Annotated in this window: 14 protein-coding genes and 1 tRNA gene; 13 read left to right on the forward strand and 2 right to left on the reverse strand. The window is 62.3% G+C overall.

Translation table 11 applies throughout. The features are described from left to right. The first annotated feature begins 55 nt into the window (after positions 1-55). Positions 56-132: transfer RNA gene (locus A3A9_RS0122245), tRNA-Arg, on the forward strand. A 26-nt stretch (positions 133-158) separates the two neighbouring features. Here A3A9_RS0122245 and A3A9_RS0122250 read toward each other — a convergent pair. Then, positions 159-542: a VOC family protein gene (locus tag A3A9_RS0122250; protein ID WP_033838732.1), complete on the reverse strand. Its 384-nt coding sequence runs from the start codon at positions 540-542 to the stop codon at positions 159-161. Positions 543-838: 296 nt separating this feature from the next. Between A3A9_RS0122250 and A3A9_RS0122260 the strand changes: the two genes are divergently transcribed. From A3A9_RS0122260 to A3A9_RS0122310, 11 genes are all read left to right on the forward strand, one after another. Further along, entirely contained in the window at positions 839-1597 is a 759-nt protein-coding gene (locus tag A3A9_RS0122260; RefSeq protein WP_027060754.1) for an SDR family NAD(P)-dependent oxidoreductase, read from the forward strand. Between the two features lie 75 nt (positions 1598-1672). Next, positions 1673-1879: a hypothetical protein gene (locus tag A3A9_RS0122265; protein ID WP_033838725.1), complete on the forward strand. Its 207-nt coding sequence runs from the start codon at positions 1673-1675 to the stop codon at positions 1877-1879. Between the two features lie 7 nt (positions 1880-1886). After that, positions 1887-2069, forward strand: coding sequence for a hypothetical protein (locus A3A9_RS41845; protein ID WP_051371083.1), 183 nt, complete (start codon positions 1887-1889; stop codon positions 2067-2069). Between the two features lie 326 nt (positions 2070-2395). Beyond that, positions 2396-3067 carry a GntR family transcriptional regulator gene (locus A3A9_RS0122275; protein ID WP_027032310.1) on the forward strand — a complete coding sequence of 224 codons (672 nt, stop codon included), beginning with the start codon at positions 2396-2398 and terminating at the stop codon, positions 3065-3067. A gap of 90 nt (positions 3068-3157) precedes the next feature. Then, entirely contained in the window at positions 3158-4009 is an 852-nt protein-coding gene (locus A3A9_RS0122280) for a transporter substrate-binding domain-containing protein (protein ID WP_027060756.1), read from the forward strand. A gap of 74 nt (positions 4010-4083) precedes the next feature. Continuing rightward, positions 4084-4797 (forward strand): ABC transporter permease, encoded by a 714-nt coding sequence (locus A3A9_RS0122285; protein WP_027060757.1) that lies wholly within the window; start codon positions 4084-4086, stop codon positions 4795-4797. After that, positions 4794-5486: an ABC transporter permease gene (locus A3A9_RS0122290; RefSeq protein ID WP_027060758.1), complete on the forward strand. Its 693-nt coding sequence runs from the start codon at positions 4794-4796 to the stop codon at positions 5484-5486. Before A3A9_RS0122285 ends, A3A9_RS0122290 begins: the two co-directional genes overlap by 4 nt. Positions 5487-5616: 130 nt before the next feature. After that, positions 5617-7203: a gamma-glutamyltransferase gene (gene ggt, locus A3A9_RS0122295; protein ID WP_027060759.1), complete on the forward strand. Its 1587-nt coding sequence runs from the start codon at positions 5617-5619 to the stop codon at positions 7201-7203. A gap of 98 nt (positions 7204-7301) precedes the next feature. Beyond that, positions 7302-8822 (forward strand): acyl--CoA ligase, encoded by a 1521-nt coding sequence (locus A3A9_RS0122300; RefSeq protein WP_027060760.1) that lies wholly within the window; start codon positions 7302-7304, stop codon positions 8820-8822. 2 nt (positions 8823-8824) lie between these two features. Next, a complete protein-coding gene (locus A3A9_RS0122305; protein WP_027060761.1) occupies positions 8825-9805 on the forward strand; it encodes a 2-dehydropantoate 2-reductase in 981 nt (326 codons plus the stop codon). A 124-nt stretch (positions 9806-9929) separates the two neighbouring features. Next, positions 9930-10796 (forward strand): class I SAM-dependent methyltransferase, encoded by an 867-nt coding sequence (locus A3A9_RS0122310; RefSeq protein WP_245279095.1) that lies wholly within the window; start codon positions 9930-9932, stop codon positions 10794-10796. 25 nt (positions 10797-10821) lie between these two features. Here the strand turns inward: A3A9_RS0122310 and A3A9_RS39230 are convergent, their stop codons facing one another. Then, complete coding sequence (locus A3A9_RS39230; protein WP_343286139.1) at positions 10822-12654, reverse strand: putative bifunctional diguanylate cyclase/phosphodiesterase; 1833 nt, start codon at positions 12652-12654, stop codon at positions 10822-10824. On the opposite strand from A3A9_RS39230, the gene A3A9_RS45800 reads away from it, so the two are divergent. Next, a complete protein-coding gene (locus A3A9_RS45800) occupies positions 12584-12736 on the forward strand; it encodes a hypothetical protein (RefSeq protein ID WP_245279099.1) in 153 nt (50 codons plus the stop codon). The genes A3A9_RS39230 and A3A9_RS45800 overlap by 71 nt on opposite strands. The last annotated feature ends 59 nt before the right edge of the window (positions 12737-12795 follow it).

Here is a 12795-nt window from a genome sequence, read left to right on the forward strand (position 1 = left end):
GCGGTCGACCCCTCAAGGATCGGATCGCGGGGCTGTTGGAAACACGGCCTGATGCGCGCCCGTAGCTCAGCTGGATAGAGCACCAGACTACGAATCTGGGGGTCAGGAGTTCGAATCTCTTCGGGCGCGCCATTTCATCCGATTGATTTCCCGCCGCTTTAATAGTCGCCATTGACCTCGATCCAGTAGCCATCGGGGTCCTTCAGATAGACGGATCGCTGCCCGTCCGCCCTCACGTGCTCCTTGCCGATCTCGCCGGCAAGGTTGCCGAACGGAATGCCCTTGCTGCTTAAATGCTGCAAAGCCTGCGCGAAATCGGTGGTGGAGATGCAAAAATGCGTCGACATCGTCACGAAGGTCTTGCCGAAATCACCTTCGATCAGATGAAGCGACTGTCCCTCGCCAAGGCCGAACCAGCGGATGTTCGGCTTTCCTGCGGCACAAGCAATCTCGGGCAGTTGGAGTGCATCCTGATAGAACTTCGCGCTGGCTGCCAGATCGCGGACGCGGAGGGAAACATGATTGAGGCGCAGTGCCACCACGACGGTCTCCTTCACCCACCGAGAGTGGGGATCGTGCGTTGGCCGAGCCTTTGCGTCAATAGGGCCATCGAGCGTCGATACGCCAGGTACTCGTCGTCGGCTTCGACATGCAGCTCGGCCCATGCTCGCAGCGGAGGCGTTGGGCCGCTTGGCACGATGATTAGCTTCTTCCCGGTGCCGGGGAATCGCGCCCCTGGGCTCGCACGACGCCAAACCTCCTTTATATAGTTTCTGCCGATACAGCCGATACTGTCCGTTCGCATGCAGCGGGCGGATCCTTTGGAGTAGATCCGACCATGCCCCATCCCAGCATCAAGCGTGCGCTGATCACCGGCGCCGGAGCGGCCGACGGCATTGGCTTCGCCATCGCCCGACAGCTTGGTCGTGCCGGCCATGCCGTGTTCCTAACCGGCGCCAGTGCGCGTGTGCTCGATCGCGCCGCCGAGCTTTGTGCTGAGGGCATTGATGCCAGGGCCGTGGTCGCCGATCTCACCATCGCTGCCGATGTCGCGCGGCTGCGGGCTGATGTCGGCGCCGTCGATATCCTGGTCAACAATGCCGGCATGGGGTCACTGGCGTCGCCGTCGGTCGACAAGGCGTTTCTCGCCATGACCGAGGCCGACTGGGACCGGGGCATCGAGGTCAGCCTGAAGACCGCGTTTCTGGTCACCCAGGCCTTTTTGCCGGCGATGGTCGAAGCGGGTTATGGGCGTATCGTCAATGTGGCGTCGGTCACCGGGCCGCTGGTGTCTTTCGAAGGCACATCAGCCTATTCCGCCGCCAAGGCCGGCATGGTCGGCCTGACGCGCACGTTGGCGTTGGAAGTGGCCAGGAGCGGCGTGACAGTCAATGCCGTGGCGCCCGGCTGGATCGAAACCGGCGCGTCGAGCGAGATGGAGCGGATGGCGGCCCTGCATACACCGCCGGGGCGGGCCGGCCTGCCTGATGAAGTGGCGGCGGCGGTCGTGTTCCTGGCCTCGGAAGGCGCCAGCTATGTCAACGGCGCTTTCCTGGTGGTCGACGGCGGCAACAGCCTCCAAGAGCGCAAGGGCTGAGGCCAATCAGCGGAACCAAACCGCTCGGCAGCGGTTTTCTCCTTGAAGGGACCACAGAGTCAAGGGTTCGGAACAATGTACGACCATCTGGAACTGGAATTGGCGAGAGCCAGGCAGCGCGTCATGCGTGCGGAACTGTTTCTCACGCGAGCGAATGAAATGCTGGACGACGAGCGTGGCGTCGGCATCAGCCTTGCCCTGTGCTGCCGGATCAGATCCGGGCAAAAACGTGTGGCCGAAGCGCGCTCTCGTCTCCGCCACATCGATCCTACGACACACTGATTGTCCCATGGCTATGATGCCCTTCGAATCTCCTGAAAAGAATGCCGCATCTCGCGCCGCAAAGCTCGCCGTGCTGCGAAAGCTGATGGTGAAGCATATCGAGCGCACCGATGCTCAGGCTCAGAATGTCGAACAGGCGCTGGCGGTATTGGCCGAGGCAACGTCTCGAGCCCGCGGCGCGCATCAGTAGGGTCAGGTGGTCCACTCAGGACGCCTTGGCGAAAAAGCTCTGATAGTCCGACTTCGCCTGCAGCAGGCGCAGCACGTTGTCACGCGATCCCCGCACATGGGCGACTGGCCGGTGGCCAGGCCGTCGCGTTCGAGGCGGTTGAAGGCTTCGCGCACCGGCTTGCGGCTGACATTCAGTTTTCTCAGAGACTCGCTCGGCCCGAAATAGATCGGGCCGGTGGTGCGCTGCACCGGTATCGGCTTCTGAACGTCGTCACCGGGGTATTGACGATGAAATAAAATACGGATTTGATAATACGTGGATACAAAAATACTTTTAGGTGCCCCATGCCAGCAGCCTTTCCGGCAGAGCCACAGATGTCCGCAACTGCGGAGGAAGAGGCATACAGGCACCTTCAGAGAGCCCTTCGCCTCGGCCGCTACAAACCGGGCGAGAGGCTTATTCCGGAGGAGATTGCCGCCGAGATCGGCATGAGTCGCATGCCTGTGCGGGAAGCCTTTCGCCGCCTGGCCTCCGACGGGCTGGTGGTTCTGCGGCCCAATCGTGGATGCGTGGTCGCCGGCCTGACGGTCGATGAGCTTTACGAGATTTTCGAAATTCGCTCGGTTCTGGAGGGACTGGCCGTAAGGCTGGCGATGCCCCGGATCGATGAGGAGGAGTTCGAGGAACTCGAGCGCCTGCTCGATCGCATGGAACGCGCGGGCCAGAGCGGCAGCAGCGACTGGGTGGTCCGCCACCAGGAATTCCATGGCCGTATCTGTGCGCTAAGCTGGAGGCCCAAGCTTATCCACCAGATATCGGCGCTGCATGTGGTGATAGAGCCCTACATGCGCATCTGGTTCGACGACTGTGACAAGCCGCATTCTGCGCGCGAGGAGCATGCCGCCGTGATCGCGGCCTTGCGTTCAGGCGACGAACTTCACGCGGAAAAGGTGATGCAGGATCACATTCTCAGCACAGCACCGATGCTGGCCGAGTTCGTGAGTCCGAGCCGGTGACGAACGCCGGCCGGACAAGAATGGCCTCGAACCGGCAATGCGGCCGGACGTAGGAACAGCTCGATCAGCCTATCAAAAAAGGGGAACCACATGAAAGTTCGTCGTTTGGCCGCAGTTGCGGCCGCACTCAGCATGTTCGGCTTCATGCACACTGCATTGGCCGAGGACGCGCCCAAGGCCATAACCATCGCCACGGAGGGCGCCTACGCTCCGTGGAACTTCACCAACGCAGACGGCAAGCTCGACGGACTGGAGATCGAACTCGCCAACAATCTTTGCGAGCGGATGAAGGTCAAATGCACCATCATCGCTCAGGACTGGGACGGGCTTATTCCTTCGCTGAAGGTGGGCAAGTTCGATGTGATCATGGCCAGCATGTTCATCACGCCGAAACGCCTCGAGACCATCGACTTCACCCAGCCTTATGCGATCGACCCGGGCGGGTTCGCAGCCGCCAAGGATAGCGATCTGGGGAAGCTCGGCGCTTCGGCCGAGAAATTCAAACTGGACGATGAGGCTGCTACCAAGGCCGCGGTCGACAAGTTGAAGCCCCTGCTGAAGGGCAAGGTAGTCGGTGTCCAGGCGGCGACGGCGATGCTCGAATTCGTCAAGAAATACTTCGGCGACACGGTGGAGATCCGTGAGTACAAGACAACCGAGCAGCACGATCTCGATCTGGCCGCGGGCCGCATCGACGCAATATTCGCTCAGAAGACAGCGCTCGCCGCGACGCTCGCAAAACCCGAATTCTCGGGCTTCACGGTTGCAGGTCCGGGCTTTGTCGGCGGCTTGTTCGGCGCCGGAACGGGGGCGGGACTCAGGAAGGAAGACACCAAGCTCAAGGAAATGCTGAACGACGCGATCAGTGCCGCCATTGCCGACGGGACCATTAAAAGCATCTCGGAAAAATGGGTGAAAACGGACGTGACGCCGGTCAAGTAGCCACGTGTGTATTCTGTCCGGCCGATTGGTATCAACCGATCGGCCGGGCGCCGCGCTGAACGATCAGGTTTCACATGACGGACACACTCCATATCCTTTCCGTGGGAAAGGGCGGCTGGGGCGGAGCTCTGCTGCTGGCAGCTGGCGTGACATTTGCGCTGTCAGTCCTCGGCTTCCTTCTCGGCGCTCTCTTCGGCGCGGTTGCGGCAGGAGGCCGGCTCTCCACGAGAGCTTTACCTTCATGGGTCGCCAAGGGCTATGGCACGGTGTTCAGGGGTGTGCCCGATCTGTTGACGATCTACCTGCTTTACTACGGCGGCAGCATAGCATTGACTGAGATCGGTAAATTCTTCGGCAGTGCAGGCTTCGTCGGGCTGCCGACATTTGCTACTGGCGTCCTGGCGATCGGCATCATTTCGGGCGCCTATCAAGCCGAGGTCTATCGCGGAGCGTATCTCGCCGTCGATCTAGGCCAGTTTGAGGCTGGCAAGGCGCTTGGCCTGTCCCGGTTCCAATTGCTGCGCCTCGTCATCGTGCCTCAACTGATGCGGCACGCCCTGCCGGGCCTCGGAAATGTCTGGCAGCTTGTGCTCAAGGATTCGGCCTTGATCTCCGTGATCGGCTTGGTGGAATTGATGCGGCAGTCTCAGATCGGCGCGGGATCGATGCGGGAGCCCTTCGTCTTCTATATAGCAGCCGCGACGCTGTATTTCCTCATCGCTACCGTGACCGGATCGGTCTTCCGCTACGGCGAGGCACGGGCTTGGCGAGGCATGGTCCACGCATGATCGACTTCGCCTTCTTTGCAGAGATCATTCCCACCCTTCTCTCCGGCTTGCCGTTAACCTTGCAACTTGCGGGGTTGTCGATCGGAATAGGCTTTGCCTTGGCCCTGTTGCTCGCACTGGCGCAGCAGGGAAACCATCGGATGCTGGTCTGGCCCATCCGCTCCTTCGTTGCCGTCTTTCGCGGCACGCCATTGCTCGTCCAGATATTCCTCATCTATTACGGCCTCGGCCAGTTCCGCCCCACACTTCAGGCAGTTGGGCTCTGGTGGCTGTTTCGCGAGCCCTATTGGTGTGCCATCATTGCGCTCAGTCTCAACACCGCCGCCTATGGCAGCGAAATCCTGCGGGGTGCGATACAGGGTGTGCCGGGTGGCCTTGTCGAGGCGGCCTCTGCCTTAGGCCTGAAACGGCTCCAGATCCTGCGCCTCGTCGTTCTGCCTTTGGCGCTGCGCCAAGCCATACCGAGCTACAGCAACGAGATCATCCTCATGGTAAAGGGTACGTCGCTTGCATCGATCGTCACCCTGATGGAAGTGACGGGCATCGCCCAGGGGCTTATCTCGCAGACCTATCGCGCCGTGGAGGTTTTCGTAGCCGCTGGCGCGATCTATCTCACCATCAATTTCACGATCATCTCGGCACTGAACGCGCTGGAAACCTGGCTAACGCCTTATCGGGTCCGAGCCTGATATGCGTCTGGCGTAACGAGGAGAATTGGCAGAATGCGCAGTGTCGAGAAGCCGAAGCGATCCGTTGCCGTGTCGTGTTACGCCATGGCGGCAACGTCGCATCCATCAGACCAAGGGATACAAAGACAGAATGCGTGATTTCCAGTTTCCCGGCCGCTCGCCGGTTCGTGCCACGGAGGCGGTTGCCGCGACATCGCACCCGCTTGCGACTCTTGCCGCCATCGACATGCTGCGCGCCGGCGGCAATGCCATGGACGCCGCTGTCTGCGCCGCCGCCGTGCAAGGCGTGGTCGAGCCGCAGTCGACCGGCATCGGCGGCGATTGTTTTGTCCTCTACTCTCCGGGAGGACAAGGCAAAGTGCTGGCCTTCAATGGTTCGGGCCGCGCGCCGGCGGGCGCCACCGTCGACTGGTATCTGGACAAGGGTTTTAGCGAGCTTCCCAAACAGGGACCGCATGCGGTGACCGTGCCGGGCGCCGTCGATGCCTGGAGCCGGCTGCTGGAAGATCATGGCCGCAAGAGCCTTGCCGAGGTGCTGGCTTCAGCTATCCACTATGCCGAGAACGGCTATGTCGTGCATGACCGCGTCGCCTTCGACTGGGCCGAGCCGGAAACCGACTTGTCGGCCGACGAACATGCATCGCGCATCTTCCTGCCGGGTGGCAAGGCGCCGAAGGCCGGCGATGTCCACCGCCAGCCGGAACTTGCCGCCACCTTGCGGGTGATCGCCAGGCAAGGCCGCGCCGGGTTCTATGAAGGCGCGGTCGCCGACGACATGGTTCGCCGGCTCAAGGAACTGGGCGGGCTGCATTCGCATGAGGATTTCGCCGAGACCAAAGGCGACTATGTGGCCCCCGTCAGCACCGCCTATGGCGGTTATGACATCCACCAGATGCCGCCGAACAATCAGGGGCTGACCGCGCTCTTGATGCTGAACGTGCTGTCAGGCTTCAAACTCGGCGGGCTGGACCCCAACGGTGCCGAGCGCCTGCATCTGGAAATCGAGGCCGGGCGGCTGGCCTACCAGGATCGCGACCGCTATGTCGGCGACCAGGATCAGGTTCATGTGCCGGTGCAGCAGCTTCTGTCCAGCGCTTACGCCGACCGGCTGCGCGCCGAGATCCATCGCGACCGGGCGATGACGCATCTGCCGCGCCTGGACCTGCCCGGCAGCGACACGGTCTACATCTCGATCGTCGATCGCGACCGCAATGCGGTCTCCTTCATCAACTCGACCTATTATTCCTTCGGCAGCGGCGTCGTCGGCCCGAAGACCGGCATTGTGCTGCAGAACCGTGGCGCGAGCTTCCGCCTCGACCCGGCTCATCCGAACGCCATCGCGCCCGGCAAGCGGCCGATGCACACGATCATGCCCGGCATGGCAACGAAAAACGGCCGCGTGGTGATGCCGTTCGGTGTCATGGGCGGCGGCTACCAGCCTTTCGGACACGTGCATCTGCTGACCAACATGATCGATTTCGGCATGGATCCGCAGCAGGCGCTGGATGCGCCACGGGTGTTCTACAATGATGATACGGTGGAGGCCGAGCGCGGCGTCCCCGCTGAGGCGCTCGAAGGCTTGCGCCGGCGCGGCCATCGTATCGCCGAACCGGATCACCCGCTTGGCGGCGGACAGGTGGTGCTGATCGACTGGGAGAAGGGAACGCTGACCGGCGCCTCCGATCCGCGCAAGGATGGGATGGCGCTGGGATATTGAGGGACGGGGAGAACCGGTTTGCGAACGGCGACGCTGCTAGGATCGCAATCGACTTCTGGGCTTTCTAGAAGCAGTCGTTTGAAACATAGTCGGTAACCATGAGCACGAATTCAAAAGACCTCTCCCGCCGTCTTGCCGCCGGCGCCGATGACGCGCCAGCGATCCTGGCACCCGACAGGGCGACACTCACCCATGGCGGGTTGCGCAGCCTGATCGCGGCCACAGCCGAACGGCTGCATGCGCTCGGCATCGGCCGCAGCGACCGGGTGGCGATTGTGTTGCCGAACGGGCCGGAGATGGCCACCGCCTTCGTCGCTGTGGCGGCCGCCGCCTCGACGGCGCCGCTCAATCCCGCCTATCGGGCGGACGAACTCGATTTTTACCTGACCGACATCGCAGCCAGGGCGATCCTGGTCGCGGAGAACGAGACCGGTCCGGCTGTGACAGTGGCCGAGCGGCTCGGCATCGGCGTGTTGCGGCTTGTCGTTTCGCCGGGCATGCCCGCCGGCACTTTCACCATCAAGGGCGCGGCGGTCGGCCCGCAGGCAGTGCCCGACATGGCGCAAGATGATGACATTGCGCTTCTGCTGCACACATCGGGCACGACATCGCGGCCAAAACTGGTGCCGCTCAGCCATGCCAACATCGCGGCCTCATCAGCCCATATTGGCGCGACACTTGGCCTGACCGCCGATGACCGTTGCCTCAACATCATGCCGCTGTTCCATATCCATGGCCTGATCGCAGCGGTGCTGTCGTCGCTGGCAGCGGGCGGCAGCATCTACTGCACGCCGGGCTTCAACGCGCTGCGCTTCTACCAATGGCTGAGCGATGCCAAGCCAAGCTGGTACACGGCGGTGCCGACCATGCACCAGGCGATCCTGCCGCGCGCGGCGCGCAATGCAGAAGTGCTGGCGGCGGCACAGCTGCGCTTCATCCGCTCGTCCTCGGCATCGCTGCCCGCACGAGTAATGGGCGAACTCGAAGCGACCTTCGGCTGTCCGGTGATCGAATCCTACGGGATGACCGAAGCCGCGCACCAGATGGCGTCGAACCGGCTGCCGCCGGGCCTGCGCAAGCCGGGCAGTGTCGGCGCCGGCGCCGGTCCAGACGTGGCCGTGATGGCACCAGACGGCCGGCTGCTGACAGCCGGCGAGACCGGCGAGATCGTCATCCGCGGACCCAATGTCACGGCAGGCTATGAGAAGAACCCGGGTGCCAACGCCACGGCCTTCGCGCATGGCTGGTTCCACACCGGCGACCAGGGCGTGCTCGATGAGGATGGCTATCTCCGCGTCACCGGCCGGCTCAAGGAGATCATCAACCGTGGCGGCGAAAAAATCTCGCCGCTTGAGGTCGACGACGTGCTGATGGACCATCCGGCGGTGGCGCAGGTCGTCACCTTTGCCATGCCGCATGACAAGCTGGGTGAGGAGGTGGCGGCGGCCGTGGTGCTGCGCGAAGGCATGAGCGCCAACGAGAACGACATCCGCGCCTATGCCGCGACGCGGCTTGCCGACTTCAAGGTGCCGCGCAAGGTGGTGATCCTGGAGGAGATCCCCAAAGGCGCGACCGGCAAGCTGCAGCGCATCGGGCTTGCCGCCAAACTCGGGCTTTGACGATGAAGATCGCCATTTTCGGCGCCGGCGCGATCGGCGGCTATCTCGCCGCCAAGTTGGCCATGACTGGCCGGACCGATCTGTCGATCGTCGCGCGCGGCGCGCATCTCGAAGCGATCCAGGCCAACGGCCTGCGCCTGATCGAGGACGGCAAGGAATCGGTGGCGCCGGTAAGAGCCGCCGCGAAGGCCGGGGAGCTCGGCGTACAGAATTATGTCGTGCTGGCGCTGAAGGCCCATTCGCTGACCCCGGCGCTGGACCAGATCGCGCCGCTGCTCGGGGACAACACATCCGTCGTCACCATGCAGAACGGCGTGCCATGGTGGTATTTCCATGGCGCCGGCGAGCCGCTCGAAGGCACCAGGCTGGACGCGGTCGATCCCGGCGGCGCCATCTGGCAGCGGATCGGGCCGCAGCGCGTCATCGGCTCGGTCGTCTATCCCGCTGTCGAGGTCGACGCGCCCGGCCTCATCCGCCATGTCGAAGGCAAGCGCTTCTCGCTCGGCGAACCCTCGGGCACGCGCAGCGAACGGGTGACGCGACTGGCCGAGGAAATGGTCAAGGCCGGCCTGCAGGCGCCGGTGCGCGAGGACATCCGCAGCGAAATCTGGGTGAAGCTTTGGGGCAATCTCTCCTTCAACCCGATCTCGGCGCTGACGGGCTCGACGCTGGCCGCGATCGTCGCCGACGAAGGCACCCGCTCGCTTGCCCGCAGCATGATGCTGGAGGCGCAAGCGATCGGCGAAAGCCTCGGCGTGCGTTTTCCCATCACGGTCGACCGTCGCATCAAGGGCGCCGGCGATGTCGGCGAGCACAAGACCTCGATGCTGCAGGACCTTGAGCGCGGCCGGCCGATGGAGATCGACGCGCTGGTTAGTGCGGTGCAGGAACTTGGCCGGCTAACCGACAAGCCGACGCCGACCATCGATGCCGTGCTGGCGCTGGTGCGCAGGCTGGCGGTGGAGCGCGGGTGTTACGGGTGATGGCGACGGGCTGAAGCCCCTAGGTAAGGCGTTCCACGCAAGGCAGAGATATTGGAAACGTCGTGCTTCTCTTGAGGTCTTTGAGCCATTTCTGACATCGCCAGTCTGCCGACGGAGTGGCATGATGTGGATCGCCAATGCACAAGAGAATGATTTCATGTTCCCAGATCGCCGCGTTGCCTCGAAATTTGTCGTTCTCCTCGGCGTTTCGATCGGTGCCTTTTGCGCTTCAGCCGCATTTGCGGAAAGCGTCGATCCAGCGCTCGATAAGCTGATCAGCGGACCTCAGCGCTCACAGCCCAACAGCGTGCGCGACAAATATCGCCATCCCGGCGAAGTGCTGACATTCTTTGGCGTGAAGCCTGACAGCACCGTCGTCGAAATCCTTCCCGGCGCGGGTGGATATTGGACCGAGATCCTGGCCCCCTACCTGAAGCAGAACGGCCACTATATCGCGGCAAATGGCGAGAAGGCCTCGCCTTCCGCTGAAGTCCAGAAGGACAATGCCGCCCTGGCAGCCAAGCTTGCCGCCGAGCCAGCCGACTATGACAAGGTCACCGTCACTGAATTTGCAGCCGACAAATATGCCATCGCACCGCCGGGAAGTGCGGATTTCGTGCTGACCTTTCGCAACATCCACAATTGGATGGCTGCGGGCACCACCGCGGACGCTTTCGCCGCCTTCTATAAAGCGCTGAAGCCTGGCGGCATCCTTGGGATCGAGGAGCACCGGGGCAAGCCGGACGAGCCGCAGGATCCGCTCGCCAAGTCCGGCTATGTACGCCAGGACGTTGCCATCGGTTTTGCGCAGGCGGCTGGCTTCAAGTTCGTCGGCAGCTCCGAGGTCAATGCCAATCCGAAAGACACAAAGGATTATCCGAGCGGTGTGTGGACGCTGCCGCCAACCTTCAAGCTCGGTGCGCAAGATCACGCAAAATATGCGGCCATAGGCGAGAGCGATCGCTTCATCCTGAAGTTCCAAAAGCCATAGCAACGAACCGGCGGGCGGCTGTTGCTTAGGCGGCGCTACCGGTCTGGGATTTGCCAGGCAAGGCCGCTGCGGAATCGAGGAAGGTCGCGAGAGAGTTGTCGAAGCGGCCTGCATCGAAGGCCAGCGCATCCTGCATGGGAAGGGCTGTCGAGAAGAGAAAGCCCTGCGCGATCATGCAATCAAGCGACCGCAGGATCAGGCGATCGGCGTCGGTTTCGACACCCTCGGCGACCACCTCCATTCCCAGCGTTCGCCCGAGATCGATAACTGCCTTGACCAGGGCCTGATCCTCCACGGAGCTGGCGAGATCGCGAACGAAGTCCTTGTCGATCTTGATCTTGCGGATTCGGCTGTCCTTCAGCGAAACCAGCGTCGAAAAGCCAGTGCCGAAATCATCCAGCACAATCGATAGGCCCGCATCCGCCAGGCGTTCCAGCTTTTCGTCAACCCTGTCGCGATCCATGGGCGCCTCTTCCGTGATCTCTATCTCGAGCATCGCCACGGGAACATTCCTCGTCTTGAGGCTGTCCAGTATCATTTCATCGACATTGCCTGCCTCGAGCTCGCGTGGCGACAGATTCATGGCGACCCGAACATGCTGGCGCCCGTTTCTCACCAGCTCTTCAATCATGGCGCAGCAGTTGAGAAACACCGTTTCCGTCAACAGGGAAAGCAGCCCGGTTTCACGCGCCGCGGTGACGATCTCAGGCGGCGAAATGGGTCCATGAGCCGGATGTTGCCACCGCAGCAGCGCCTCGAAGCCGACGATTGCATCCGTATCCAGGCGCACCATCGACTGGAACCATGAGCAAAGAGTGCCTGTTTCGATGGCTCCGCGCAGATCGCGCTCAATGCAGTGCTTGCGTTCGAGGCCGCGGTCTAGTTCGGCATTGAAGAGACAGTATTGGTTCCTGCCGCTGCGCTTGGCCGCATAAAGCGCGAAGTCCGTCCGCAGCAGCATCTCCGTCAATTGTGGTCGCTCTGCTGCATAGATACCGATCGAAGCGCCGACGCGCACCGAATTCAACGCCGGATCCGGGTTCGCGATGGCCGCGATGATCGAGGATGCAAGTTCGTTGATCGACGGCACGGATCTGCTGGCTGGAAAGAGCAGCACGAACTCGTCACCGCCGATGCGCGAAATGGTTGCCCCTGGCGGCGCATGGTTTTCTATTCTGCGCGCAACCCTGACCAGCAGGTCATCGCCGATATTGTGTCCATAGGTGTCGTTGACGGATTTGAAGCCGTCCAGGTCGATCAGCATGGCCACGAACGGACCGCCGGTAAGTCCGAGCTGGCGGATAGCCTGCTCAAGCCCGTAGCGGTTGAGCAAATTCGTCAGCGGATCCCGCCTGGAGTTTCGTTCCATCTCGGTGGCGAATTCCTTCGCCTCGTATTTGAGGCGGCTTGCCTCGCGGAAGCGGGCCTGTCCGAGAAGCGCGCTGCGGATCATTCCAGCGAGAAAGAGCAGGACCGTGAAAGCCAGAATATAATTTTCGATACCGCCTTTTGCTGAGAGGCATCCGATGGTGATCAAGAGCGGCAGTGTCATGAAGTTGATCGAGGACGGCGCGTATGAGGTTCCGTAGGTGACCGAACCGGCCGACGCGCCGGCGAGAACGATCAGATAGATCGGCGCCTGGGGCGTGGTGTATCCATCGGTCAGCACTGCCAGAAAAGACCAGGCGATGCCCGACGCCAGGGCCAGCATCCCATAGGAAGAAAGCCGTGCACCCGCCGGCCTCAGCCTGCTCTCGGCCGTGCCTGATTGGGAGAGAGCAAGTGCTATGCGTGCGCAATTTATCGTGCCGACCGCGGCAAACCACAGCACCGCCGCAAACCCGCCGCCCGAAAGCATCTGCACGGCCAAGATCAGGGCCGAGAGGATCGTGCCGATAGGCATCGAAATGAAGATCCCGGTCCGCAGATCAGCCAACTGATCCCGGAGAATCCCGGCGTCCACGGATTCACCCTGCCCCTGAGGGGCGGACCCTGGAAC

Source organism: Mesorhizobium loti CJ3sym, assembly GCF_000472785.1.
Lineage (GTDB): Bacteria > Pseudomonadota > Alphaproteobacteria > Rhizobiales > Rhizobiaceae > Mesorhizobium > Mesorhizobium loti_E.

Excerpts from the sequence above, each read along its gene's own strand:
- A3A9_RS0122260 (WP_027060754.1), top strand. The coding sequence starts at position 839 with ATGCCCCATCCCAGCATCAAGCGTGCGCTGATCACCGGCGCCGGAGCG.
- A3A9_RS0122265 (WP_033838725.1), top strand. The coding sequence starts at position 1,673 with ATGTACGACCATCTGGAACTGGAATTGGCGAGAGCCAGGCAGCGCGTC.
- A3A9_RS41845 (WP_051371083.1), top strand. The coding sequence starts at position 1,887 with ATGGCTATGATGCCCTTCGAATCTCCTGAAAAGAATGCCGCATCTCGC.
- A3A9_RS0122275 (WP_027032310.1), top strand. The coding sequence starts at position 2,396 with ATGCCAGCAGCCTTTCCGGCAGAGCCACAGATGTCCGCAACTGCGGAG.
- A3A9_RS0122280 (WP_027060756.1), top strand. The coding sequence starts at position 3,158 with ATGAAAGTTCGTCGTTTGGCCGCAGTTGCGGCCGCACTCAGCATGTTC.
- A3A9_RS0122285 (WP_027060757.1), top strand. The coding sequence starts at position 4,084 with ATGACGGACACACTCCATATCCTTTCCGTGGGAAAGGGCGGCTGGGGC.
- A3A9_RS0122290 (WP_027060758.1), top strand. The coding sequence starts at position 4,794 with ATGATCGACTTCGCCTTCTTTGCAGAGATCATTCCCACCCTTCTCTCC.
- ggt (WP_027060759.1), top strand. The coding sequence starts at position 5,617 with ATGCGTGATTTCCAGTTTCCCGGCCGCTCGCCGGTTCGTGCCACGGAG.
- A3A9_RS0122300 (WP_027060760.1), top strand. The coding sequence starts at position 7,302 with ATGAGCACGAATTCAAAAGACCTCTCCCGCCGTCTTGCCGCCGGCGCC.
- A3A9_RS0122305 (WP_027060761.1), top strand. The coding sequence starts at position 8,825 with ATGAAGATCGCCATTTTCGGCGCCGGCGCGATCGGCGGCTATCTCGCC.
- A3A9_RS0122310 (WP_245279095.1), top strand. The coding sequence starts at position 9,930 with ATGTGGATCGCCAATGCACAAGAGAATGATTTCATGTTCCCAGATCGC.
- A3A9_RS45800 (WP_245279099.1), top strand. The coding sequence starts at position 12,584 with ATGCGTGCGCAATTTATCGTGCCGACCGCGGCAAACCACAGCACCGCC.
- A3A9_RS39230 (WP_343286139.1), bottom strand. The coding sequence starts at position 12,654 with ATGCTTTCGGGCGGCGGGTTTGCGGCGGTGCTGTGGTTTGCCGCGGTC.